The organism is Paenibacillus sp. FW507-14B1B (genome assembly GCF_058781425.1).
In genome coordinates this window covers 329540-354371 of record NZ_JBYSWS010000003.1, presented here as the reverse complement: position 1 = coordinate 354371, position 24832 = coordinate 329540, and the positions used below count along the sequence as shown (strand labels likewise).

Annotated in this window: 14 protein-coding genes; 6 read left to right on the top strand and 8 right to left on the bottom strand. The window is 50.2% G+C overall.

Annotated features, from left to right (window positions below):
- Positions 1-292: 292 nt before the first annotated feature.
- From AC3WJJ_RS17315 to AC3WJJ_RS17300, 4 genes are all read right to left on the bottom strand, one after another.
- Positions 293-2785, bottom strand: a complete 2493-nt coding sequence (locus AC3WJJ_RS17315; RefSeq protein ID WP_492542596.1) for a glycoside hydrolase family 38 N-terminal domain-containing protein — start codon at positions 2783-2785, stop codon at positions 293-295.
- A 56-nt stretch (positions 2786-2841) separates the two neighbouring features.
- Complete coding sequence (locus tag AC3WJJ_RS17310) at positions 2842-3816, bottom strand: ROK family protein (protein ID WP_492542594.1); 975 nt, start codon at positions 3814-3816, stop codon at positions 2842-2844.
- Positions 3803-5668: a class I mannose-6-phosphate isomerase gene (locus AC3WJJ_RS17305; RefSeq protein ID WP_492542592.1), complete on the bottom strand. Its 1866-nt coding sequence runs from the start codon at positions 5666-5668 to the stop codon at positions 3803-3805. Before AC3WJJ_RS17305 ends, AC3WJJ_RS17310 begins: the two co-directional genes overlap by 14 nt.
- Before the next feature lie 113 nt (positions 5669-5781).
- On the bottom strand, positions 5782-6708 hold the full coding sequence (locus AC3WJJ_RS17300) for a helix-turn-helix domain-containing protein (protein WP_492542590.1): 927 nt from the start codon (positions 6706-6708) through the stop codon (positions 5782-5784).
- 220 nt (positions 6709-6928) lie between these two features.
- Here AC3WJJ_RS17300 and AC3WJJ_RS17295 point away from each other — a divergent pair, with 220 nt between their 5' ends.
- From AC3WJJ_RS17295 to AC3WJJ_RS17275, 5 genes are all read left to right on the top strand, one after another.
- Positions 6929-7966: a copper amine oxidase N-terminal domain-containing protein gene (locus AC3WJJ_RS17295; RefSeq protein ID WP_492542588.1), complete on the top strand. Its 1038-nt coding sequence runs from the start codon at positions 6929-6931 to the stop codon at positions 7964-7966.
- A 177-nt stretch (positions 7967-8143) separates the two neighbouring features.
- Positions 8144-9466 (top strand): MFS transporter, encoded by a 1323-nt coding sequence (locus tag AC3WJJ_RS17290; protein WP_492542586.1) that lies wholly within the window; start codon positions 8144-8146, stop codon positions 9464-9466.
- Positions 9438-10352: a polysaccharide deacetylase family protein gene (locus AC3WJJ_RS17285; protein WP_492542584.1), complete on the top strand. Its 915-nt coding sequence runs from the start codon at positions 9438-9440 to the stop codon at positions 10350-10352. Before AC3WJJ_RS17290 ends, AC3WJJ_RS17285 begins: the two co-directional genes overlap by 29 nt.
- 274 nt (positions 10353-10626) lie before the next feature.
- Positions 10627-12075, top strand: a complete 1449-nt coding sequence (locus AC3WJJ_RS17280) for an MDR family MFS transporter (RefSeq protein ID WP_492543083.1) — start codon at positions 10627-10629, stop codon at positions 12073-12075.
- Between the two features lie 35 nt (positions 12076-12110).
- Complete coding sequence (locus tag AC3WJJ_RS17275) at positions 12111-12707, top strand: TetR/AcrR family transcriptional regulator (protein ID WP_492542582.1); 597 nt, start codon at positions 12111-12113, stop codon at positions 12705-12707.
- Between the two features lie 118 nt (positions 12708-12825).
- Here the strand turns inward: AC3WJJ_RS17275 and AC3WJJ_RS17270 are convergent, their stop codons facing one another.
- Entirely contained in the window at positions 12826-13509 is a 684-nt protein-coding gene (locus tag AC3WJJ_RS17270) for a DUF421 domain-containing protein (protein WP_492542580.1), read from the bottom strand.
- A gap of 321 nt (positions 13510-13830) precedes the next feature.
- Here AC3WJJ_RS17270 and AC3WJJ_RS17265 point away from each other — a divergent pair, with 321 nt between their 5' ends.
- Entirely contained in the window at positions 13831-15252 is a 1422-nt protein-coding gene (locus tag AC3WJJ_RS17265; RefSeq protein WP_492543081.1) for an aspartate ammonia-lyase, read from the top strand.
- Between the two features lie 284 nt (positions 15253-15536).
- Here AC3WJJ_RS17265 and AC3WJJ_RS17260 read toward each other — a convergent pair whose 3' ends face one another.
- The 3 genes from AC3WJJ_RS17260 to AC3WJJ_RS17250 form a co-directional block, all read right to left on the bottom strand.
- Positions 15537-16511 (bottom strand): hypothetical protein, encoded by a 975-nt coding sequence (locus AC3WJJ_RS17260; RefSeq protein ID WP_492542578.1) that lies wholly within the window; start codon positions 16509-16511, stop codon positions 15537-15539.
- Between the two features lie 305 nt (positions 16512-16816).
- Positions 16817-17128 (bottom strand): alpha-helical endospore appendage domain-containing protein, encoded by a 312-nt coding sequence (locus AC3WJJ_RS17255; RefSeq protein WP_492542576.1) that lies wholly within the window; start codon positions 17126-17128, stop codon positions 16817-16819.
- Between the two features lie 89 nt (positions 17129-17217).
- A partial coding sequence (locus AC3WJJ_RS17250; RefSeq protein WP_492542574.1) for a hypothetical protein occupies positions 17218-24832 on the bottom strand: 7615 nt, incomplete at its 5' end.

Here is a 24832-nt window from a genome sequence, read left to right as displayed (position 1 = left end):
CGATCGCTGTTGCCCCCTGATTTCCTTGAATTTTGTTGTAAGTGATGAAATCCGGGGACAAAGGCGACCGCTACACTTCTCCAGAATGATTCCGCCCTCTCCGTTGTAGCAGATCAAAGTCACTCTAAATTTATTAATGAGCGATTTTTTTTGGTATAGGGTTTAAATGTAGGTAGCGCGAAGCAGCGGAGAGAGTAGTTACTATAGGCACTTCGTTCCCATAGCGATTTAACACAAACAGGGTATTCCCAAGGTCAGTCGACCTTGGGAATACCCTGTTATTTTGTTGATTCTAAGAACGAATCCGGTGAACCGTAAACTGCCCAGTGGAGGCATGGAGCTTGCCTGTCACTTGCTGTGGATCAACCTTGTGATGACGCTCTACGGCATAGCGGAACTCATAGAACCCGCCAAGAGTAGCTTTGAAGTTCGTCTCCCAGTAGTTCGTAAGAATCCATGCATACGTGGAAGGCTTGCTACCTTCTTCTTGCATCATATGAAGCTTCCGAGGCTGGTGCTCAATCGAACCGAGCTGTAGAAGCGGTGTATCGGTCATCGAAACGGCAAGCGCAGTTTGATCCTTAGCCGAGTACCAGAACAATCCTTCCTGTACTGCGGTGTAATCAAGGCAACTACCCGGAAGCTGATCTTTCCATGGACGAACGAGACAGCCCGCTTTTTCTACATACAGCTCTGCATCTGAGCCCATAGAGAATGGAAGTGCAACATATACGTTCTCCGGAAGCCAGACACTGTCCTTATGGAAACGGACGGACACCTCAACACGAGGCTGGTTGGCGAACATTTTAATATGAAGGGCATAGTAGGTGAGGCCCTTCACCTTAAATACTAGCTCTAAAAGTGCAAACAAAGGTCCATTCTCCAGTACTTTTACCTGACTGAGTCGGCCGATATCCCGCTGAACGTTGGTTCCTTTCCGATTACGCCCCATGCGAGAACGTGTAGCGTGTACGTGGGAAGGATTGTGTTCATCTTGAGCAGGCGTCACTTCATAAACAGGAGTGAACGGCTCGTATTTACGGTTCACATCCAGTAAATTCGCAGCAAGAGTCTTATCGATCCATGCAGTGATACCTTCGTTAAGTGCCCATTCAATTCTCATGGATTTCGATTCAATGAAATCCTCACCAATTGTAATTGGAGAATTTGATGCAGGTGGAGACCAGATATCATATACTCCTTCACATGGAATGGGCTCGATATTACGGGCAGTGACCGTTTTTGCAAAAGGCGAATTTGCATCCGATTTCTGGAGCGAACGAATATGCAAGATGCGTGACTCTCCAGGCGAGAGCGTCAGTTCCGTAACGATTACTTGTGTATGCGACAACTGGTATGGTATCGATTGTCCTGTCTTTTCATCAACAAGCTCGAACTCGCTCTGTAGAATGACATTTTCCCAACCATCCAGCGGAATGCTTACAAGTAGCGTTGCTTCTGCTGATTCTGTATTAATGACCTCATAGCGCATTGGTCGATGAGGGGCAAGTAGAGCACCGTGACGAGCAACGAGTACTTTATCTAATGCGCGGTGAGCCAATTTACTTGCTTCAGCCGCATATGACTGCTTGCGAACTTCGAGCATTTGTACCTGCGGGTGCCATGGTTCATACACCGAAGAGTGATATCCCCAAGTATGCTCTGCATACATCGTCAGTGCCTGTGCTGCTTCGTCAATTTCCGATAGGCTTGCCGTCTCATGGTTAGGGTCTAAGCTTTTCACTTTACGGAGTGTACGCTGGGCATCGCGGTAGATCTGGGTATGCATCGCTGTAGAAGCAACCCCGTCAGTCCACCAATCTGGCCAGTCTCCCCGATGTACAGGTATGGAGGACAAGTCTTCCTGCTTCAGTACACCAAAAAATTCGGACAGAGTAGCGAGCTTAATTGTCACCTGCTCACCATATTGTTTGTTCCACTCGGTTATCCATTCCGCAATCTCAGCGTTCGGCGATGCATTGTCTGTTCCAAGACCAGATACCATGATCGGTACGAAGTTATATGGATATTTCTCCTGTTCAAGATTCGATAAATATCGATTGATTCGTAAAGAAGCGATATCGTTATGACGCGGCTTCGGTTCCATGAGATAATGCTCGAGTTCGTCTTTAATCATGTATTTACCGAGTGCATTTGGACAGAATCCTAGCTCATTACCGAACATGTAGTGCTCTCCGTTCCAGACGAGCAGCTTGCCACCGTCTGGAGCTTCCCACCAGAATGGAGTTTGCTTGCGCCCAAGCGGATACATTCCGTGATGCGTATGGATGCAAGAGAATAAATTATCGATATTGTTCTGAAGTAAGCTTGAAGCGTAACCCCAGCTGTATCCGTTGATGTCTGCGGTCATTGCACTATCGATTCGGTGGCCGAACGACGCTGCGTACTGCTGGGCTTTGGCGTGATTACGAAGAAGTAGATCAAAGTCAGGTAGTTCGGTCATGTTCAGGTAGGTACCGGATAGTTCAATATCGCCCCGGAGTATTGCCTGCTGAAAAGCCTCCTTCTCGGCAGGTGTCGCTTCTTCAAGAAACTTCTCTACAGCCCAGAAGGTTTCACATGTCCAGCGGAATGGTTTCCACTCAGGATGCGTGCCACTGTGAGCAGCATCGGTAATCTTCAATGCTTGGCGAATAAAATCGACGTGATATTGTTCGATTCTTTCCTGACGCTCTGTATAACCGATATCCGTATGTGAATGATGAATGACATAGATTGTCCAGGGACGGACCGGTTTAGGTTCGTCTTTGATTGAATTACTCATATTAGATAACCCCCGATGTATTAGATAAGGAAGATGATAGATATAGGTTAAATCGGCTACTCGAACAATTGATGAATCCCTTGAAATACGGCGGACATTCCGTCTTGTAATGGAAGGAATGGAATAGAAAATGTCTCACCAAGAGCGTTCTGCACCTCGTTCTCCCAGAGAGAGAAGCTACTTGATATCTGTCCTCCAAGAACGATTCGGTGTGGATGGAAGGTAGCGATATAAGGCAGCAACATGTCTCCAAATCTTCTTCCGTATTCATAGAATAGATCCAGAGCAGCTTCGTCTCCGTTACGAGCTGCGAGTGCAAGGTCTGCAACATCAGAAATGTTGGAGATCTTGCCACGTTCCGAGGCCATTTTCAGAATTCCTCTTCTTCCAAAATAGTCATCTATGATCCCGTCGCGGTAAGGCTCAGCGAAGAGCATACCACTGGGTGGAACGCCGTTCTTGTCTTGGACGATCTGTCCATTCTCAATAAAGGATGAACCGAGTCCCGTGCCAAGTGTTAAGCAGATTAGTCTTTCGCAAGGGAAGCGCAGGCTGACACCTAAACCAAACATATGGGCATCATTCCCGAAGCGTATATCCGCAGAAGCTAGCGCGTCTGGAATTTGGTCCGAAGATGTCTGCTTCAGTCTCGTGAATTCTGCTTGGAGTAGATTGCGAACAGACAGGTCATACAGTGCTTCATATTTATCAACACCCTGAAGGAGTGCGACCCCCTCTGTATAGTCGAATGGGCCAGGGAAAGCGAATCCGATCTGGATTGTATCTTCCCTGAATACAGGCCCGTAAGTGGAGATATAGGAGCCCAGTAATTCGAGACATACGCTAGCCAATCTAGAAATAATGCTAGGCGCAGCATCTTGAGATTGGGAAGGTCGACTAAGGAATGATCCTTGTATGATCTGCCCATTGACGAGAAGTACGCCCTTGATAACTGTTCCTCCAGCATCCAGTGCCAGTGTGATTACGGCAGGCATTCTGGATGCCATACTTCGTTCATTACCGGAACACATCGGAGGTCTCCTTGGATGAGGTCCATGAAGGCGGAAGAAGGGGCTGGCTCCAGTTCGGATTGACTCTAGCAACGATAAGTGTGCACGTGGAACCTGATAGGTTCTCGAGTCGGTATTTCCCAACACTTGCTGGAATGATATAGGCTTCCGCGTATCCCCATTCAACCGCTGCCTTTTCGTTATCTATAGGCACGAGACGAACCCGCTCACCATCGACTAGATTGAACATGACAAATTCCCCTTGCGTATCTCCCTGCCATGAATCTTCTAGAGAAAGTCGGTTAACTTGGAACAGAAGATCATCGCGTTGTCCAAGTAATTCCTCTGCGTTATTGCCTTGGCTGCTGACAACCTTAGGCTGAGCAATCAGTCCTTGTTCTACAGCAGGCGTATCCATAGCGTCGTTAATATTATGTTTGGCATGCTCACCATTTAGAGGGCGTGGTTTGCCGTCTCGATCCAGACGTAAATAATCATAAATTTTAAAGGTAAACCACCAAGTCGTTGACGAAATCTCCAGAACCAGATTGTTTCTGCCGGAGGTATGAACCGTTCCAGGAGGGATGAGATAAAGCTCCCCAATCTGTGACTGGTACTCGTTCACATAGGAAGGCAACTCAAGAGGTGTTTCGTCTTGATGCGCACGTTCAACCGCTTCAAGTAGATCTGCCCCTGTTACGCCTTCTTTAAGTCCAAGATATACTTTGGCTCCCGGCGTATTCTTCATAATGTAATAGGACTCTTGCTGCGTCATATGCTCGTTAAATTGTGATTCGACATATGCCTGCTTGGGATGAACCTGAAGGGACAAATCTCCACCTTCCATGGTATCCAGGTAGTCGAATCGAATCGGGAAATAATCACCGAATAATTCCACATTGCGCTGTCCCATAATGTCGTAAGGTGCCGCTTCCATAAGTAAGGTGAATGGTAACTCGGCAACTGTATTTTGTACTTGGAGGAGAAGTGTGTTCTCCGGAGCAATAGGTTCAAAGCTCCATGCGCAGTTAGGCCATTCTTTAGGCAGATCAACTAATTTGTTCAAATATTGTCCACCCCAGATGCCGGGTGCAAAGAACGGTTTCACACGAAACGGCTGCTGAGCAGTCTTGAGCAAAACATCCTTTAAAGCTTCTACGGGAAGAAATACTGGATTTACAGGGTTATTTAAATCCATGTAATATGCCTGTTGATTCAGGCGATTCGTATAATATGCCAACCATTCACGGCGGTAAGATTCCCATACGGGCCATTCAAGAAACAAGCAGTTCTTATAGGTTTCCACTTTGTCCGTGGATTGCCCGAAACCAAAGCTACCCATATGTTCTGCATGTCGCAGCTGTTGATTTTCCCGAGAATAGTCAGCAAAGAAATAAAGATCAGATTCTCTGCTAGCTAACATAGCTGCTCCCGGACCGCATAATAAGTAGATGCCGACCTTGCTGTCGACATCAATAGCTCTTTGCGCCAGAGATGTCTTCGCATCCGTCTGGAAATATTGAATAGGGCGCACATGGTTGCCCTTATAGCCGAATGCACGATTATCTGTTAAATACGGGGCCATTTCTGACCGTAGTTCTGATTCTTCTTTAAGATAATCGGATGTGAAGTCATAGGAGAAAGGAATCCCTTCTTCTTCACAAGCTTGTTGAAGTGGACGGAGTAAGGTGTAGAAATCAGCCCCATGGGTCCCGTCGAGTATGATCCGAACAGGCCGAGTGTCCTGCAGCTCTTTATAAGTAGAAATCACAAGTGAGCACCAAGAATCCACACCATTGTTCATAAATAAAGGTCTGTCCTGGAAGTCCACATGGTTAATTGGATGTGATTGAAAGGTTGATATAGTTGTCATAATAAGTCCTCCCCCTCCGTTGCTAAGCTTACGCTCTTATTGTAGAGGGAGTAGGGAGGGACGTCTTTATACAATGAGGAAGCTTTTTTGTACAATAAGGACATGGGGGAGTATTAGTAAGGGGATGAATCGAATCGTCCTTCGGTAAATTGTGAACGTCTAAATCTTGCGGGGGTCACACCGAGCTTCGCTGTGAACACGCGTGTGAAGTAGTGTACAGATTCAAAACCACATACGGCTGCGATCTCTTTAATCTGCCTGTCTGTGTTGAGAAGAAGATCCTTAGCCTTTTGCACACGCTGCTCCTGAACATAATGAACAAAAGACTGATGTCTGTATTTACTGAACAATCTTGTCAGGTGTCTGGGTGTGATATGCTGATGGCTTGCGACCCTCAGTAGTGTTAGAGGCTCGCTTAGATTATCTTTAATGAACAGTTCAGCTTGATGGACGATTGCGGCCCCTTCATTGGTTTTCTTTGTATTATCGGATTCAATAGGTAGTTTTGGAGCATGGGCGACAAGGATGGAGATAATTAATGACACAGCTGTACTTTGCAAGGCAAGTAACGGATAGGACTTCCCCGGTTCAAACAAGGCTAAGAGCGAATCCCATAATAGCGAGGTCGGCTGCATGGCTGTCTCTTGGATTACAGGTGTGCCCTGCTCAGCGAGCAATTCGAACGAATGTCTATACATTTCGCTGCAAGCCGATTCCTCTGGCTCAAAGGCAACATAGCATAGGGAGAGGCCCTTCTGACTTTTGATATGATGCAATTTACCAGGCCTAGAAAGAAAGATAGTACCAGGCTCCAGTTCATATTGGATATCATCTTCAATGTAAGACCCATGTCCGGCCATTACATAACAAGCCTCGAAGAATGAATGCTTGTGCTCTGTATTATCAAAATGCTGAGGCATGAACCCCCAATAGTGGATATGTACCGCAAGATCTGCTTGCTCAATATGGTTTAAGGAATGATTCATCTCGGCATTAGCTCGTTTATATAAGTGGATAAGGGGTGCTTTGTCTCTAATCATAGTAGAACAAACCTCCTTCGCTAATATGTTGTCTATAGTAGGGTCTAGTATGGTTAAAATGATGAAGAATGCTTGCAATCACAGTGTAATCTATGTTTTTTTATTGTAAAGGAAATTTAGTTGGTAAATTAGTGCAACATCGGGCGAGGGTGTTGCGTCAATAGATTTGAAGCGATCCAGTGATCTTACTTCCTATGACAACTTAGAAAGGATGATAAACATGAAGAAACATCTTAAAAAGTCAGCAGCAGCACTTCTAGTATCAGCTTTGGCAGTATCCGGTGGAGCGGCTTATGCAGCACCAAGCGCGGATGTGAACCAAGATTCTCAGAAAGCCGAGCTGATCTCAGCCATTACGAATTATGCAGTAAGCATTAATGGTAAGGATGCAAAAAACACCGGGTTTATGAATCAAAAGACGAAGGAGATTATGCTCCCTCTTCGTGAAATTGCAGAAGCTTTAGGTTATGAGATCAAGTGGAACAAAGAGGACCGTTCCGCTGAGCTTACGAAAGAGAATACACCTGTATGGAGTCTCGTACAGACCGATAAAGATGAGTATAATGAAAATAAAATGCTCGTGAAACTCGGTACGGCTCCAGTAAACAGCGCAGGTACACTTTATGTACCAGCAAAATACTTCAGCGATGTGCTTCACCATGGTGTAGCTATTGAAGGTGCGCGTGTAGCCATTACGACCGAGGGATCGGAAGTAGAGGAAGCGAAGACAATGAAAGCAAATGGTGTTATTACTGCAGTTCACAATGATGAGAACCGTAAGGCTGTTCATATTAATGGTGCAGGACAAGACGGTATTATTCTGAATGTGGACGAGAATACGGTTATCCTGAATGCAGCAGGTGAGAAGATCGCACTTAAAGATCTGTCTCTCGGTCTTGATATCGAAGTGGTACACAGCCTTGCCATGACAATGAGTCTGCCAGGTCAAACGTATGCTTCCGAGATCAAAGTGAAGCAGGATTCCGAAGTGAAGGATCTGATCGGGACTTCAGGAACGGTTACTCCTAACGAAGATAACACACAAATTACAGTTAAGGGCTTTGGTATGACGGAAGCTTCTCCATCAGAGGTTGTTCTTAACCTGTCTGATAAAACGGTAATTGTGGATCAAGACGGCAAAGAAGTGAAGGCAAGCGAACTGAAAAAGGACGATAAGGTCCTTGCTTTCTTCGGTCCTACACTGACTAAGAGCCTGCCACCAATCGGCAACGCTGTTAAGGTTGTTGTTTTGAAATAGTAAGTAGGACTAAGTAAGACTGGAAAGAAGCCTGACCGCGTGCGGTCAGGCTTCTTTCTCGTTGCCGGTGTTGTCGTTTAGGTGTTGAATCAAAGGAATCGAAGGAATAATTAGGGTGAAAGACGAATACTGTACAGCATACTCGACCCTTGATCTTACCGTATAGGAGGAAGGCGCATGAAGCGCAGGTGGATGAATTCCCCGTATGCATTTTCGCTCGGAATGTTTGCGATGATGGTTCAAAGTCAGGCATTTAGCTCGTTTTACAGTTATTTTTATGTAGATAAGCTGGGGCTTGGTATTGGACTGGCTACACTGGCAAGAACCATCTTTCTCATCTGGGATGCCGTCAACAATCCTTTATTCGGGTATTGGTCAGATCGAACCAAGACGCGCTTTGGACGCCGCAGGCCTTGGGTGTTCGGTGCCATTCCACTGTTTATGCTTACGTTCATACTTATATTCTCACCTCCCGATGGGTTATCGGAGAATGGTTTGTTCACATGGTTTTTGGTAGCACTCATTCTGTATGAGGCTGTGGCAACCGTATTATGGGTGAATTATGGCGCGTTATTCCCGGAGTTATTCCGCGGTGATCGTATCCGTGCAAAAGCATCAGCAATTCAGCAAGGCTATCAGGTGGTTGCCCTGCTCATTGGAACAGCCCTGACTCCGATTTTGTTTGGCATGATGGGCTTCTCTAATATGTCGATATTGTACGCCCTAATATTCGGTGTGTTTATGTTCTTATGCATGATGAGTGTCAGGGAGCAGCCAGAGGTGATGCCGGGTGAACCGCTTAAGCTAGACGAGGCATTTCGTCAGACGCTAAAGAACAAGAAATTCTGGGTGTTCAATATCTCGAACTCATTTGCCCAGACGGTGAATGGACTTATTAGCTCTATTATTCCTTTCTATGCTAAGTATGTTCTACAAATCCCGGAGAAACAGGTATCGATCCTGCTTGCAGCTGTTTTTGTCTCTGTCATACCGCTTGTCTTTGTCTGGTACTTCATTATTCGCAGAATGGATGGGGTAAAGGCGTGGCGTTTATCCCTTGTAGTGTATGGCTTATCGGTTATTCCGCTCTGGTTCGGTTACGATCTTGTGAGTGGTGTGGCTGCAGGGATTGCTGTAGGATTTGGGCTTGCAGGGTTCTTGGTAACACCAGCCATGGTGAGCGGCAATATCATTGACGAAGACGCTGAGGTAACCGGGCAGCGAAGAGAAGGTATATATACGGCGGTTAGTGGTTTCATTACCCGTTCAAGTGGACTTATCTCAGCATTAGCTTTTTTCGTGGTCGGTATGATATTCGGCTATGAGAGCGGAGATAATCCGGGGTCTGATCCTGAATCAACGTTTCGGTATTTGATTAGCGTCATTCCATTTGGTCTACTTCTCATTTCTGTTCTGATCTCTTTCTCGACAAAATTTCAGTTCCATCATAAAGCAGGAGGCTCCATTGATCATGGACAAAAGACTGATTATAAACTGTGATGATTTCGGTCAGAGTGCAGCGATGAACAAGGCTATTATGCACATTTTGGAGGAGGGTAAGGCATCGTCAGCTACGATTATGGCTCCGGCTCCAGGATTTGAGGAAGCAGCAGCCTGGAGCGCCAGGCGGCATCAGACAAATGTAGGACTTCATCTAACACTGACGAGCGAATTTGAGGCTTTACGATGGAGCAGTTTAACAGGTCATCCATCACTTCATGATGAATCTGGGTACCAGTATCGTACGGTAAAAGAGTTTGAAGAGCGGGCTGAGACGAAGGCCGTTATAAGGGAGATCCATGCTCAGTATGATCTGGTTCAGAAATCCGGAATCCAGATAAGCCATGTCGATAATCATATGGGGAGTCTGTATGGGATCGAGACGGGTCGAAGTTTTCTGCCCCAGATGTTCTGGACAATATCACGCTGGGGTCTGCCTTCACGATTTTTCCGCTATATCTATAAAGAAGACCCTCTTCTCAGTTCACTATCCGATATTGAAAGACCCGTAGCTCTTGCCTCCGGGCTTGCGGACACCTTCGGTGTACCGATCCCGGATTACCTGCTGTCCCATCCCTTCGTTAAGCTGGAGGAAGAAACCTATGAGAGCTTTAAACAGAGTATTCTTGAGAAGTTATATAAGCTTCCGGATGGTGTGAGTGAGACTTACGTTCATCCCGGAGCAGATGACCCTTGGAGCTTAGCAAATATTCCGAATTGGGAAAAAAGAGTATGGGAGTACCGTCTCCTCTTCGATGACGATTTCACGTATACTTTGCGTGATGCAAAAGTAATTCTAACCGATTATCGCTATGTGCAGGAACATCTGAAGCGCCCGCGTGTGCGGTCGGCATTAAGACTTTTGCAGGTGCTTTTAAAGAAGTAGGAAGAAGTTTTGGTTCATTGTCGGTTGGGTTGTTGACTTGCTCATCTCGCGCTTCAGAAGAAGCGTGTAAACTTGCAATAAATAAGTAACAGCTTAAAGGATCTGTTCAGGCCATATGGTCTGGCAGGTCCTTTTTGGTGATGAATATTACATCTTTTGTTATAAAAAAATTTCCATATATGCATTGACCTGCGGACAATTGTCCGTTAGAATAAAAAACGCATTACCGGACAATTGTCCGTATATAGAACCTAAGGAGGATAAGGTCTTGGATATGGGAGTGGGGCCAAGTTCGGCCAAGATTGATGTAACGAAGTTAAAGAGAGGGCCGATTGTAGCTGCACTCATCATTGGCGCATTCGTTTCTATCTTGAACGAGACGCTGTTAAACATTGCTTTCCCGAGCTTGATGGAGCAGTTTGGAATTGGGGAATCAACTGTACAATGGTTATCAACATCCTACATGCTTGTTGTCGGGATACTGGTTCCGGTAACGGCGTTACTTCAACTGTGGTTTACCACAAGACAGATGTTTATAGGCGCAATGACGCTATTTTTGGTAGGTACCATTATATGTGGTTTCGCACCTGGTTTTGAGGTGCTGTTGGTTGGTCGTATTTTGCAAGCGTTCGGAACAGGTCTTATGCTGCCGGTTCTGATGAATACGATACTTAGTATTTATCCGCCTCAAAATCGGGGAGCGGCGATGGGGATGATCGGACTCGTTATTATGACAGCCCCTGCGATCGGACCAACGCTTTCCGGGTTGATCGTGGATTCAATGGGCTGGCGCTGGTTGTTCTACTTCGTTATTCCGCTGGCTGCATTCTCTATTGCTTTTGCGGCGATATTCTTGAAAAATGTGTCGGAATTGACGAAACCGAAAGTGGACTTTGTCTCCATTATTCTATCAACCATCGGTTTTGGTGGAATTGTATATGGTTTCAGTAGTGCGGGAGAAGGCTCTTGGTCGGATCCAAAAGTCGTGTGGTGTATCACAGCAGGTGCGATTAGCTTATTGCTCTTTGTGTGGCGTCAATTGCGCATGAAGGAACCTATGCTGGATCTGCGCACTTTTAAGTTTCCTATGTTCTCACTGGTAACCGTACTGATGTTAGTATTAATGATGAGTATGTTCTCCACCATGATTATGTTGCCGTTGTTCCTGCAAAATGCTCTTGGCTTAACCGCTCTGTCTGCAGGGCTTGTTATGATGCCTGGTGGTATTATCAACGGACTGATGGCACCCATTACAGGGAAACTGTTTGATAAATTTGGACCAAGGGTGTTAATTATCCCTGGATTAGTCCTTCTATGTGTTGCGATCTTCCTGTTCTCTCGCGTTGAATCTTCATGGACAGGTGGTTATGTCATCTTCCTTCATGTTATGATGATGATTGGTATTTCTATGGTAATGATGCCTGCTCAAACAACGGCTTTGAATCAGCTGCCGCGCTTGATGTACCCTCATGGTACAGCGATTATGAATACATTGCAGCAGGTAGCCGGTGCAGTAGGTATGGCACTCTTTATCAGCATCATGACAGCAGGATCTAAAAATTATGTAGAGACAACCGGAGATTTGAATCCGGTAGAGTCGATGGTTGCTGGTCTTCATAGTGCGTTTGTTACGGGACTCGTTCTTGCACTTATCGCTCTGGTACTGGGCTTCTTCGTGAAACGTACAGCTGCACCCGTTGAAGAACAGAAGTCGGCTGCATAACAGGTTCCTGTTTTCAAGTAGAAAGGGATGCAAGCATGACTAGCAGAAAAGAGAATGACGCTTTAGGTCAAAAGATCTTAGATACAGCGCAATCCTTATTTAATCAATACGGAGTCGAGGAAGTTTCCATGCATCAGGTTGCAAAAACGACTGGAATCGGTCAAGGGACCTTATACCGCCGTTTTTCAAGTAAGAGCAAAATTTGCTTTACCTTAATGGAAGCGAAGATCGACCGCTTTATTGACGAACTGGATGTTTATCTCCGTAGTAGTGGTGAGGAATTGGTTGTTCATCGGCTCCGGACGATTATGTATAGATTAGTGCTCCTTATTAACGAAGATCTGGAAATGCTAAGAATTATGCTCATTCCTGCTCGGCTGGAGGACGCTAGAAACACGCTGGATGAAAATGCGCCCTTCATTTATCTACGTTCACAGATTCAAAGTCTTCTAGAGGATGCAGCTGAGCAGGGGGAAGTAAAACCACTCGATCCGTTAGTCACATCCATACTACTCTCTACACTTCCTCGTGCGGATATCATTCTTTATTTACGTGATATGGGTTATAGTGCCGAAGAGGTTGCCGAACAGTACTGTAGGAGCTTTGTAGATCCATTGTTTATTCATACATGAGCAATCTTATATTTTTGAAGCCGTTCCTTTTGGGGACGGCTTTTTTAGTAATTTCACTTTCAGTCTCTGAATAGGTGAAGATGGGCACAATTAGTGAAGGTGACTCCCATACAGGTGGTTACTTAGGGTTAATGTGAATGCCATCATCTCTTTTCCAATCCGCATAAAAAATATCTTTCTCATCTCGGTATCCTTGGGTTACTAACTGTTGGTGAAGCCACTGTTTATCAAGGTTATATTCTTGGAGATTATCCCATAAGATTTCACCATCAATGATGAGGGATACAGGGAGATCAACGGGGGTGTCAGGTAAATGAAAATCCTGTCTGCTTACTTGCTGGTGTTTCGAGTAAAGCATCGTACTAATTTCGCCATTGGGCTCTAGTAGACCATATTTAACCTCACGAACAGAAAAAACATTATTTTGTCTCAATAAACTCAGTACTTGGTTAAGATTCATTTTGTTTTTCTGTAAAAGCTTACGGTTTATCATTCCATCTTGAATAATAAGAGCGGGTTTACCGTCTAAGATGAAACGGGTTGATTTCCTTTTAAGGTCAATGAATTCTAAGAGAAGTTTAAGTAGTGTCCAAATACCGATTGAGTAGAGAAGCTCGAATACTCCAATGTCGTCATCATAAATAGTTGTTCCTAAAAAGTTGCCCAGCACCATAACAAATACTAAATGAAAGGGTGTCAACTGATTGATGGAATTGCGGCCGGTTATTTTTATCGCAATAAATAGAAATACAAAACCAGTAATAGCTTTGATTGTCTCTTGTCCAACATGAAATGCATCCAATTCATTCTCTCCCCCTATATGATGGAAACATCTAAAAGTATGGGCGTAAGTTGGAAGATATAAACGAAGAGTCTTCTCTCTACTTTAAAAGTGTGGGAGGTTCGCATAATCAAATGTGCGAGTCGCGATATATTATATATAGAGTGATATTATGGAAAATTGGGTAATGGAGACAGAGTATGCCTTAATTATTCCTTCTTAAATTCCATGGACTATTCCACAAAATATTTGTGAGAATTAGAGGAATATTATAGGTGGAAACGAATGATTACAGTACCAGATATGACATGCTGGAATTCGAAAGGTAATGGTGATGAAGACATGGACGTGAATTATCGGGTTGAAAAAGATTTCCTCGGTGAGAGACAGCTTCCTGCTCAAGCTTATTACGGAATTAATACAGTCAGAGCAGTCGAGAACTTTCCCATCAGTGGAGTTCCTATACATGCAGAGCTAATCTCTGCGCTTGCAGAGGTGAAGAAGGCTGCAGCTCTCGCCAACATGCAGTTGGGTTTACTTCCGAAGGGCATTGGCAAAGCGATTGTTGATGCGGCCGAAGAAGTGATTGAAGGACAGTTTCGATCTGAATTTATTGTGGACTCGATCCAGGGTGGAGCGGGTACTTCTATTAATATGAATATGAATGAAGTTTTAGCTAATCGTGCACTGGAACTGATGGGCAAGGGAAAGGCTGATTATTTCTTTTGCAATCCTAACAACCATGTGAATATGTCACAGTCAACGAATGATGCGATCCCTACTGCAATCCGAATAGCGGCGTATCGTTTAACACAAGATCTACTCGCTGTATTCCGGGCTCTTGTTAATGGCATTAATGAGAAGGCAAAAGAGTTTGACCATGTTATCAAAATGGGCCGGACTCATCTTCAGGACGCCGTTCCTATCCGTTTAGGACAGGAGTTCAGTGCTTACGCGAAGGTGCTGGGCAGAGACATTGGGCGTATTGAGCGGGCAGCACAGGGTTTGCTCAAAATAAACATGGGGGCTACCGCTGTAGGTACAGGCCTCAATGCTCCACTAGAATATATGGAGAGTGTGGTTAACCTGCTTAAGGAGCAGACCCAAATGGATCTGGAGCAAGCAGAAGATCTCGTGGATGCAACGCAGAATACGGATGCTTATCTTGAATTGTCAGCAGCGCTAAAGGTATGTGCCGTCAACGTCTCCAAGATGTGTAACGATATTCGTATGATGGCTTCGGGGCCGAAGGCAGGTTTTAATGAATTACTTGTGCCGCCAAGACAACCAGGCTCCTCGATTATGCCTGGTAAGGTGAATCCAGTTATGGCAGAAGTGATGAACCAAATCTCCTTCCAGGTGATTGGCAACGACCATACGATCTGTCTTGCATGTGAAGCAGGACAATTTGAGTTGAATGTTATGGTACCTGTAGCCGCGAATAACTTGATGCACTCCATCAAAATTCTAAAGAATGGAATGGATGTATTCTATAAGAATTTAATCACCGATCTGCAAGCGAATATCGACAGATGTAAGCATTATGTGGACACAAGTTATGGCATCATCACCGCCCTGAACCCGCATCTTGGCTATGATGTCGCTTCAAGGCTCGTGAAGGAAGCGCAGCAGACAGGCCAGACTGTAAAAGAGATTATTCTGGAAAAAGGTCTCCTGACCGAAGAACAGATTCGTGTCATACTGGACCCATATCATATGACTTCACCCGGTATTGCCGGCGAAGAGTTCTTACTTAATCAATAACAATGCGCATCACGCTGTACTGAAGCAAGCCCCCGGTCTTATGACTGGGGGCTTGTTGTTAAGTGAGCTACCTTCCCTGTAACTACGAATGATAAGGTAAAGGGATACTAACAGTGAGGAGATGATTTAAGGAGCTTGTGCACTATTTCAAAATCAAGATGGGGGATTAATACCTTGCTAGAGAAGGGTTGTGTTTAAGGGCTGTCCCACTCGACTACATTCGTGTGGAGACAGCTTTTTTTGTTGTGGGTGCGCTTACAAGGGGGGGGAGATAAAGTTAAAGGTTAGTGGGTATGTCCCATCCATACGTAAAGCGCCATTAATCCAAATAGGAATATACAGAAGTTAACGCTTACAAAAAGAGAGCGAAGTACCGGAGAACGGTGAAACTGGAAGGGGGACTTATAATTGTCGCTGCCTTCAATGAGGAACATAATGAGTAGAGTATGAACAATTGTGTGGCCAATGATTTCCTTAAATCCGAATACCGTAGTTGTCATTAAAAATACACCTGTTAGAACGAGCGCGGTAAATCTATTCATAATGCCAACTATGAAAGCCCAGGCTAGTCCTAATTCGATGAATGCGCTGATCAGGACGAAGTTCTCAACGGTAAAACCCATCGTTGGGATGTGGTAGTCGTGCATTAAAGAGTAGGCCAGATCTGCAATAGCTAGCTTCTCCATGGCGAGCCAGGCTAGAGAAACTCCTGTAAATACATATAGAACTGGTGCGGCTGTTTTTTTCCAGCGAGTGTTGTATACACTGAGATAATAGATGATGCCGGGATAAAATAAATAATCAAGTGTGTGAAAGATACCGTGCTTTTGTGTGGCGTAGGTGTACAATAAAAGAAGAGCGATACTGGTAAGAATTAAGGTCTTTCGGTGAAGGAGTCCAGCGATGGCTAAGATAAGTAGAAGGTTTACCCAAATGGAATCTGCAATGAATTCCGGAGAGAGATAAGTGCCGGTAATAAGCTGTAGAAGTAATCCTAGACCGATACCTACTCGGAGAATGAGTAACCTTCGGGGTTTGAAGCGGATTAGCCACGTTTGGATTCGCCTCACCACGGGGATACGATTCAAATAATCGTGGAAAAGCGTCGAGAGTAGCAATACAGTAAACGTGAAACCTAGCCAAAATAGGAAGGTAGGGGTGATCACTTCAGCCATGGGCTTGGGGATCGAATTGCTGCCTTTAGCGAACCATTTGACGTGTAGAAACATGTTGATTTGTTCTGTGAACCATACATTCATATAAGCTGAGTACCTCCTTGATAAGATGATTCCATAAAGAAACGAGATGCTCTTGTTGGAATCGAAAATTGTACAATATCCAAATCATAATCTTTTTTCGCCCATAATATTACATTTTATAGAAACTTATCCCTTATTGTAAGTATTTATCCCTAATGAGTAATGAAAGTAAAATATTTTGTAGAATGTTGTCATCGTGTAGGGGATTAGAAAAATATAGACACAAAAAAGAGAGCTCTTGGGTTAGAATCCCGATTGAGCTCTCTTTTTGTTTGTTTTTGTGGAGAAGACCGTGAGAGTACCAATTAGGTGCGATGGGCTTTAATGGCTTCAACTGCACTTTCGAGTTTATTGTTGAGAATCCACTCTTTTTTTGAAACTTCTTTAAGCATTTCCCGAACACTGTTATTGATGATTAGAAGATCGCTGAGAGTCATCGGGGGGGGATTTGCACCAGGCAGGGTACCAAGTACATATTGAAGCTTCTCTCCCTCAGCATTAAGAATGTGGGCAAGACTGATCTCTTCAAGGGCAATTGACGCGAGAATGAGATTGATGGCAGAGTCGAAGGTTAGGGATATGATCGGAGTTATATTGGGGATATTGGCTTGTGACATAGGGAATCACTCCTTTGCTAATAAACACTAAGGTGATTATATGCAGTGATTCCCCTTTATACGCCGGATTTTTTGAATATCGACAATCGTTAGGCAAGACGATATATAGACCACACAATGCCGGATGAACTGCCTCCCCCGAGATTCAGGCCGATTGTCAATCCGTTTGCTTGATAGAACAGGCCAAGGACATCACCAGCATTTAATTGGACATCACCCGCGAGTGTAATGGTTCCATTACCAAGTATGGTTCTTAAGGTCAGGACCAGTGCAATGTTTACGTTCAAGAGCGGGAACAAGCCACTCACGAGATTGGTTGCTGTTGGTGAAGTTCGACTTATGACGAAAAATGGATTAATTCCAGCACCTAGAGACACGCCGATAGTGGCAGAAGTAATGTAGTTGATGGTTGCAGCAAGTGAATAATAGCCCGTGGCTGGAACAGTATAGTTTCCTGTAGTTGGATTGAAGTCTGGACTTCCATAATACGGACTTGTTACAGTCCAGTTCGTAATTTGAGTAGTAGAAGATACAGTTAATGAAGAATTAACAGCGGAAAAGCCTGTGGCATTGAGATTGGGTCCAGTGGCTCCTGTAGAGCCCGTAGCACCGGTGGATCCAGTAGCTCCAGTAGCTCCAGTAGCACCAGTGGCACCAGTGGCTCCTGTAGAGCCCGTAGCACCGGTGGATCCAGTAGCTCCAGTAGCACCAGTAGCGCCGGTGGCACCAGTAGCGCCGGTGGCACCAGTGGCCCCGGTAGAGCCAGTGGCACCAGTAGCTCCGGTGGCTCCGGTAGCGCCAGTTGCACCAGTAGGGCCAGTGTCTCCGGTAGCTCCGGTGGCACCAGTAGCTCCGGTTACGCCGGTGGCTCCGGTGGCTCCGGTGTCTCCGGTGGCTCCGGTAGCGCCCGTAGTTCCGGTGGCACCAGTAGCGCCAGTAGCGCCCGTAGCTCCGGTGGCACCAGTGGCTCCGGTGGCGCCAGTGGCCCCGGAAGAGCCAGTAGCTCCGGTGGCACCAGTGGCGCCAGTAGCGCCAGTAGCGCCAGTAGCGCCGGTAGCTCCGGTAGCGCCGGTGGCACCAGTAGCGCCGGTGTCGCCCGTAGCACCGGTAGAGCCAGTAGCACCGGTGGCCCCAGTGGCCCCAGTGGCCCCGGTAGCGCCAGTGTCTCCGGTGGCTCCCGTAGCTCCGGTAGAGCCAGTGGCACCAGTAGCGCCAGTGTCTCCGGTCGCTCCGGTGGCTCCAGTGTCTCCGGTTGGCCCAGTGGCACCAGTATCTCCAGTGGCCCCGGTATCTCCCGTTGCACCAGTGGCACCAGTAGCGCCTGTGGCACCGGTATCACCAGTAGCACCCGTGGCGCCAGTAGCACCAGTAGCTCCGGTAGCTCCGGTGCCACCCGTGTCGCCTGTAGCTCCGGTAGCACCCGTGGCACCAGTAGCGCCAGTGTCTCCGGTATCACCAGTAGCCCCAGTATCACCCGTAGCTCCGGTGACTCCAGTAACTCCCGTGGCACCAGTAGCGCCAGTGTCTCCGGTAGCACCAGTAGCACCCGTAGCTCCCGTAGCGCCGGTAGCTCCAGTAGCACCCGTGGTACCGGTATCACCAGTGGCACCAGTATTACCAGTATCACCAGTCGCTCCGGTATCGCCAGTAGCACCCGTGGCTCCAGTATCTCCGGTGTCACCCGTGGCGCCAGTAGCACCAGTAGCTCCGGTGCCACCCGTGTCGCCTGTAGCCCCAGTATCACCCGTGGCGCCGGTGACTCCAGTAGCTCCGGTAGCACCAGTGTCTCCAGTAGCTCCTGTGTCTCCAGTGACACCCGTAGCGCCAGTGGCACCTGTGTTGCCGGTAACTCCAGTAGCGCCAGTATCTCCGGTATCTCCGGTAGCTCCGGTAGCTCCGGTATCTCCGGTGGCGCCGGTATCACCAGTGGCGCCAGTAGCACCAGTGGTACCAGTAGCTCCAGTAGCACCAGTTGCACCCGTATCTCCGGTAGCTCCAGTAGCACCGGTATCGCCAGTGGCACCAGTAGCACCAGTAGTACCAGTGGTGCCGGTAGCTCCAGTAACTCCAGTAACTCCAGTAACTCCAGTGTCGCCGGTAGCGCCAGTAGCTCCGGTGTCTCCGGTAGCTCCAGTATCTCCAGTAGCACCGGTGGCTCCCGTAGCTCCGGTGGCTCCCGTAGCTCCGGTGGCTCCCGTAGCTCCGGTAGCGCCGGTATCGCCCGTGGCACCAGTAGCTCCAGTAGCCCCAGTATCACCCGTGGCGCCGGTAGCACCGGTAGCTCCAGTGGCACCCGTAGCGCCGGTATCACCAGTAGCACCCGTAGCGCCGGTGACTCCAGTAGCTCCGGTAGCACCAGTATCTCCGGTAGCTCCGGTATCTCCGGTGGCGCCGGTATCACCAGTGGCGCCAGTAGCACCAGTGGTACCAGTAGCTCCAGTAGCTCCAGTAGCACCAGTGGCTCCGGTAGCACCAGTAACGCCCGTAGCTCCGGTATCACCAGTAGCACCCGTAGTGCCGGTGACTCCAGTAGCTCCAGTAGCACCAGTATCTCCGGTGGCTCCAGTATCGCCGGTAGCGCCGGTAGCCCCAGTATCGCCCGTAGCACCGGTAGCTCCAGTAGCTCCGGTTGGCCCAGTGGCTCCAGTATCGCCGGTGGCACCGGTAGCTCCAGTGGCACCCGTAGCACCGGTATCGCCCGTAGCACCAGTGTTTCCGGTATCGCCCGTGTCTCCCGTGGCACCAGTAGCACCAGTGGCACCAGTAGCACCAGTGGCACCAGTATCGCCAGTGGCTCCGGTGCCACCCGTGTCGCCAGTCGCTCCGGTAGCACCCGTGTCGCCAGTGGCTCCAGTATCGCCGGTGACTCCAGTCGCTCCGGTAGCTCCTGTAGCGCCTGTAGCACCAGTAGCACCAGTATCTCCTGTAGCGCCAGTATCACCCGTAGCTCCAGTAACTCCCGTGGCACCAGTATCTCCGGTGTCGCCCGTGGCACCAGTAGCACCGGTAGCGCCAGTGGCACCCGTGGCTCCAGTATCGCCAGTGGCACCAGTAGCTCCGGTATCTCCGGTAGCACCCGTGGCGCCCGTGGCACCAGTAGCTCCGGTGTTTCCCGTAGCGCCCGTAGCACCCGTAGCACCCGTAGCGCCGGTAGCTCCGGTAGCCCCGGTGTCGCCCGTGGCGCCCGTGGCACCAGTGGTCCCAGTAGCGCCTGTAGCACCAGTAGCGCCAGTGGTACCTGTGTTGCCGGTAACTCCTGTAGCTCCGGTATCTCCAGTGGCACCAGTAGCACCGGTAGCACCCGTAGCACCAGTATCACCTGTGTCTCCAGTATCACCTGTGTCTCCAGTAGCGCCTGTAGCTCCCGTATTGCCGGTAGCTCCCGTGTCTCCAGTAACGCCAGTAGCACCAGTAGCGCCGGTGTCACCCGTAGCTCCAGTATCACCCGTAGCTCCAGTATCACCCGTGGCGCCGGTATCACCAGTGGCCCCAGTATCTCCGGTGGCACCGGTATCCCCAGTAGCGCCAGTATCACCAGTAGCACCAGTATCTCCTGTGGCGCCGGTAGCTCCAGTAGCGCCCGTAGCACCAGTGTCTCCGGTAGCGCCGGTAGCGCCAGTAGCGCCCGTAGCTCCGGTGGCACCAGTAGCGCCGGTTACGCCGGTGGCGCCGGTGTTTCCAGTGGCTCCGGTATCACCAGTGGCTCCGGTATCACCCGTGGCTCCGGTAGCGCCAGTAGCACCCGTAGCTCCGGTGGCACCAGTAGCTCCGGTGTCTCCAGTGGCCCCGGTATCTCCGGTATCACCGGTAGCGCCAGTAGCGCCAGTATCTCCGGTAGCACCAGTATCTCCAGTGACGCCAGTAGCTCCAGTAGCGCCCGTGTCACCGGTATCGCCAGTAGCGCCAGTAGCGCCGGTGACTCCAGTGACTCCAGTGGCGCCGGTAGCTCCGGTGTCGCCCGTAGCACCAGTGTTTCCGGTATTACCCGTGGCCCCAGTGGCACCAGTATCTCCAGTAGCACCGGTATCTCCAGTAGCGCCCGTTGCCCCAGTGTCTCCGGTGACTCCAGTAGCACCGGTGGCCCCAGTGGCCCCGGTAGCGCCAGTGTCTCCGGTGGCTCCCGTAGCGCCCGTAGCACCCGTAACACCCGTAACACCCGTAACACCCGTAGTTCCGGTGGCTCCAGTAGCACCCGTGGCGCCAGTGATTCCAGTCGCTCCGGTTGGCCCAGTAGCGCCGGTATCACCAGTATCTCCAGTGACGCCAGTGGCCCCAGTATCTCCCGTAGCTCCGGTGTCTCCATTGGCCCCGGTATCTCCCGTTGCACCAGTGGCACCAGTAGCGCCTGTGGCACCGGTAGCACCGGTAGCACCAGTAGCACCCGTGGCGCCAGTGTCTCCAGTAGCGCCGGTATCTCCAGTGACGCCAGTGGCACCAGTAGCACCGGTAGCACCGGTAGCACCGGTAGCGCCAGTAGCGCCAGTATCTCCGGTAGCACCAGTATCTCCAGTAGCGCCGGTATCTCCAGTAGCGCCAGTGGCACCAGTAGCACCAGTAGCGCCAGTAGCACCAGTAGCACCGGTGGCACCAGTAGCGCCTGTGGCACCGGTAGCGCCTGTGGCACCGGTAGCGCCAGTAGGGCCAGTATCTCCGGTAGCTCCAGTATCACCAGTAGCGCCGGTATCGCCAGTATCTCCAGTAGCTCCAGTAACTCCCGTGGCGCCTGTATCTCCGGTAGCGCCAGTAGCACCGGTAGCGCCAGTAGCGCCCGTAGCTCCGGTGGCACCAGTAGCGCCGGTTACGCCGGTGGCCCCGGTGTTTCCAGTAGCTCCAGTAACACCAGTAACACCAGTAACACCAGTAGCTCCGGTGGCTCCTGTATCACCAGTGGCTCCGGTAGCGCCAGTAGCGCCCGTAGCGCCAGTAGCGCCCGTAGCGCCAGTAGCGCCCGTAGCGCCAGTGGCACCGGTAGCACCGGTATCACCAGTAGCACCGGTAGCACCGGTATCACCAGTAGCACCGGTAGCGCCAGTATCTCCGGTAGCACCCGTAGCTCCCATGTCTCCAGTGGCACCAGTATCTCCTGTAGCGCCAGTGGCACCCGTGGCACCCGTGTCGCCGGTAGAGCCAGTAGCCCCAGTATCTCCAGTATTACCAGTGGCGCCAGTGTCGCCCGTGTCTCCAGTAGCGCCAGTGTCTCCGGTAGCACCAGTATCTCCGGTAGCGCCAGTGGCACCAGTAACACCAGTAGCACCAGTAACACCAGTAGCTCCGGTGGCTCCTGTATCACCAGTGGCTCCGGTAGCGCCCGTAGCGCCCGTAGCGCCCGTAGCTCCGGTGGCACCCGTAGCGCTAGTGGCACCGGTAGCACCAGTGGCACCAGTATCTCCAGTAGCTCCGGTATCTCCGGTATCTCCGGTAGCTCCAGTAGCGCCAGTAGCGCCAGTATCGCCAGTGGCCCCAGTAGCACCGGTAGCACCAGTATCACCAGTAGCACCAGTAGCACCAGTGTCACCAGTATCTCCAGTATCTCCGGTATCGCCAGTAGCACCCGTGGCTCCAGTCGCTCCAGTAGCGCCGGTGTCACCCGTGGCGCCAGTAGCACCAGTATCTCCGGTAGCACCGGTGGCGCCCGTAGCTCCGGTAGCACCCGTGGCCCCAGTTCTGCCGGTATCTCCAGTATCTCCGGTTGGTCCAGTGGCGCCCGTGGCGCCGGTATCTCCAGTGGCTCCAGTATCGCCAGTGGCACCCGTAGCACCAGTAGCTCCGGTATCTCCGGTAGCACCTGTGGCGCCCGTATCGCCAGTGGCACCGGTAGCACCCGTAGCACCAGTGGTACCGGTATCACCAGTGGCACCGGTGTCTCCAGTAGCTCCGGTATCTCCGGTAGCGCCAGTAGAGCCCGTAGCTCCAGTATCTCCAGTATCTCCTGTGGCGCCGGTAGCGCCAGTAGCACCAGTGTCTCCGGTAGCACCAGTATCTCCGGTATCGCCGGTAGCACCAGTAGCGCCAGTATCACCAGTAGCACCCGTGGCGCCTGTAGCGCCAGTATCTCCGGTATCTCCGGTATCGCCAGTGTCACCGGTAGCACCGGTGTCGCCCGTGGCACCAGTAGCACCCGTGGCTCCGGTATCGCCAGTGGCACCAGTAGCGCCGGTTACGCCGGTGGCCCCGGTGTCTCCGGTTGGCCCAGTGGCACCAGTGGCACCAGTAGCTCCGGTGTCTCCAGTGGCCCCGGTATCTCCGGTATCACCGGTAGCGCCAGTAGCGCCAGTATCTCCGGTAGCACCCGTTTCTCCAGTGTCTCCAGTGGCACCCGTAGCACCTGTAGCACCCGTGTCGCCGGTGTCTCCCGTAGCACCCGTAGCCCCAGTCGCTCCGGTAGCGCCAGTAGCTCCGGTATCACCGGTAGCGCCGGTGTCGCCAGTGGCGCCAGTGTCTCCCGTAGCACCAGTATCTCCAGTAGCGCCAGTGTCTCCGGTAGCACCGGTATCACCAGTGGCCCCAGTTGCGCCCGTAGCTCCGGTGGCTCCAGTGACGCCCGTGGCCCCAGTAGCACCCGTGTCTCCTGTAGCTCCGGTGTCACCCGTGGTGCCAGTAGCTCCAGTAGCGCCAGTGTCACCCGTAGCACCCGTGGCACCTGTATCTCCGGTGTCTCCCGTGGCACCTGTGTTGCCGGTAACTCCAGTAGCACCCGTGTCTCCTGTAGCTCCGGTGTCACCCGTGGTGCCAGTAGCACCCGTAGCGCCGGTATCGCCAGTAGCGCCGGTATCGCCAGTATCTCCGGTGTCTCCGGTATCACCAGTAGCGCCAGTGTCTCCAGTAGCTCCTGTAGCGCCAGTGGCACCCGTGGCACCCGTGTCGCCGGTAGAGCCAGTAGCCCCAGTATCTCCAGTATTACCCGTGGCGCCGGTGTCGCCCGTGGCTCCAGTATCTCCGGTGGATCCAGTGGCACCCGTGTCGCCTGTATCTCCGGTAGCGCCGGTGGCTCCAGTAGCGCCCGTGTCGCCAGTGTCACCCGTAGCACCCGTGGCACCTGTGTTGCCGGTAACTCCAGTAGCACCCGTGGTACCGGTATCACCAGTGGCCCCAGTTGCGCCCGTAGCTCCGGTGGCTCCAGTGACGCCCGTGACGCCCTTGGCCCCAGTAGCACCCGTAGCACCAGTGTTTCCGGTATCACCCGTGGCACCAGTAGCTCCAGTATCTCCTGTAGCCCCAGTAGCCCCAGTAGCCCCAGTAGCCCCAGTAGCCCCAGTAGCCCCAGTAGCCCCAGTAGCACCCGTGGCACCTGTATCACCCGTTTCTCCAGTGGCACCCGTAGCACCAGTGTTTCCGGTATCACCCGTGGCACCGGTAGCTCCAGTATCTCCAGTAGCACCAGTATCTCCAGTAGCCCCAGTAGCCCCAGTGGCACCAGTAGCACCAGTAGCGCCGGTATCTCCAGTATCTCCAGTATCTCCAGTAGCACCAGTGTCTCCAGTGGCTCCGGTATCGCCAGTGGCACCAGTAGCACCAGTAGCGCCAGTGTTGCCCGTGGCACCAGTATCTCCTGTAGCACCAGTATCTCCTGTGGCACCAGTGTCTCCAGTATCTCCAGTAGCACCAGTGTCTCCAGTGGCTCCAGTGTCTCCAGTAGCACCAGTGTCTCCAGTGGCTCCGGTATCGCCAGTGGCACCAGTAGCACCAGTAGCGCCAGTGTTGCCC

Excerpts from the sequence above, each read along its gene's own strand:
- AC3WJJ_RS17290 (WP_492542586.1), top strand. The coding sequence starts at position 8,144 with ATGAAGCGCAGGTGGATGAATTCCCCGTATGCATTTTCGCTCGGAATG.
- AC3WJJ_RS17295 (WP_492542588.1), top strand. The coding sequence starts at position 6,929 with ATGAAGAAACATCTTAAAAAGTCAGCAGCAGCACTTCTAGTATCAGCT.
- AC3WJJ_RS17285 (WP_492542584.1), top strand. The coding sequence starts at position 9,438 with ATGGACAAAAGACTGATTATAAACTGTGATGATTTCGGTCAGAGTGCA.
- AC3WJJ_RS17300 (WP_492542590.1), bottom strand. The coding sequence starts at position 6,708 with ATGATTAGAGACAAAGCACCCCTTATCCACTTATATAAACGAGCTAAT.
- AC3WJJ_RS17275 (WP_492542582.1), top strand. The coding sequence starts at position 12,111 with ATGACTAGCAGAAAAGAGAATGACGCTTTAGGTCAAAAGATCTTAGAT.
- AC3WJJ_RS17280 (WP_492543083.1), top strand. The coding sequence starts at position 10,627 with ATGGGAGTGGGGCCAAGTTCGGCCAAGATTGATGTAACGAAGTTAAAG.
- AC3WJJ_RS17305 (WP_492542592.1), bottom strand. The coding sequence starts at position 5,668 with ATGACAACTATATCAACCTTTCAATCACATCCAATTAACCATGTGGAC.
- AC3WJJ_RS17255 (WP_492542576.1), bottom strand. The coding sequence starts at position 17,128 with ATGTCACAAGCCAATATCCCCAATATAACTCCGATCATATCCCTAACC.
- AC3WJJ_RS17260 (WP_492542578.1), bottom strand. The coding sequence starts at position 16,511 with ATGAATGTATGGTTCACAGAACAAATCAACATGTTTCTACACGTCAAA.
- AC3WJJ_RS17265 (WP_492543081.1), top strand. The coding sequence starts at position 13,831 with ATGGACGTGAATTATCGGGTTGAAAAAGATTTCCTCGGTGAGAGACAG.
- AC3WJJ_RS17315 (WP_492542596.1), bottom strand. The coding sequence starts at position 2,785 with ATGAGTAATTCAATCAAAGACGAACCTAAACCGGTCCGTCCCTGGACA.
- AC3WJJ_RS17310 (WP_492542594.1), bottom strand. The coding sequence starts at position 3,816 with ATGTGTTCCGGTAATGAACGAAGTATGGCATCCAGAATGCCTGCCGTA.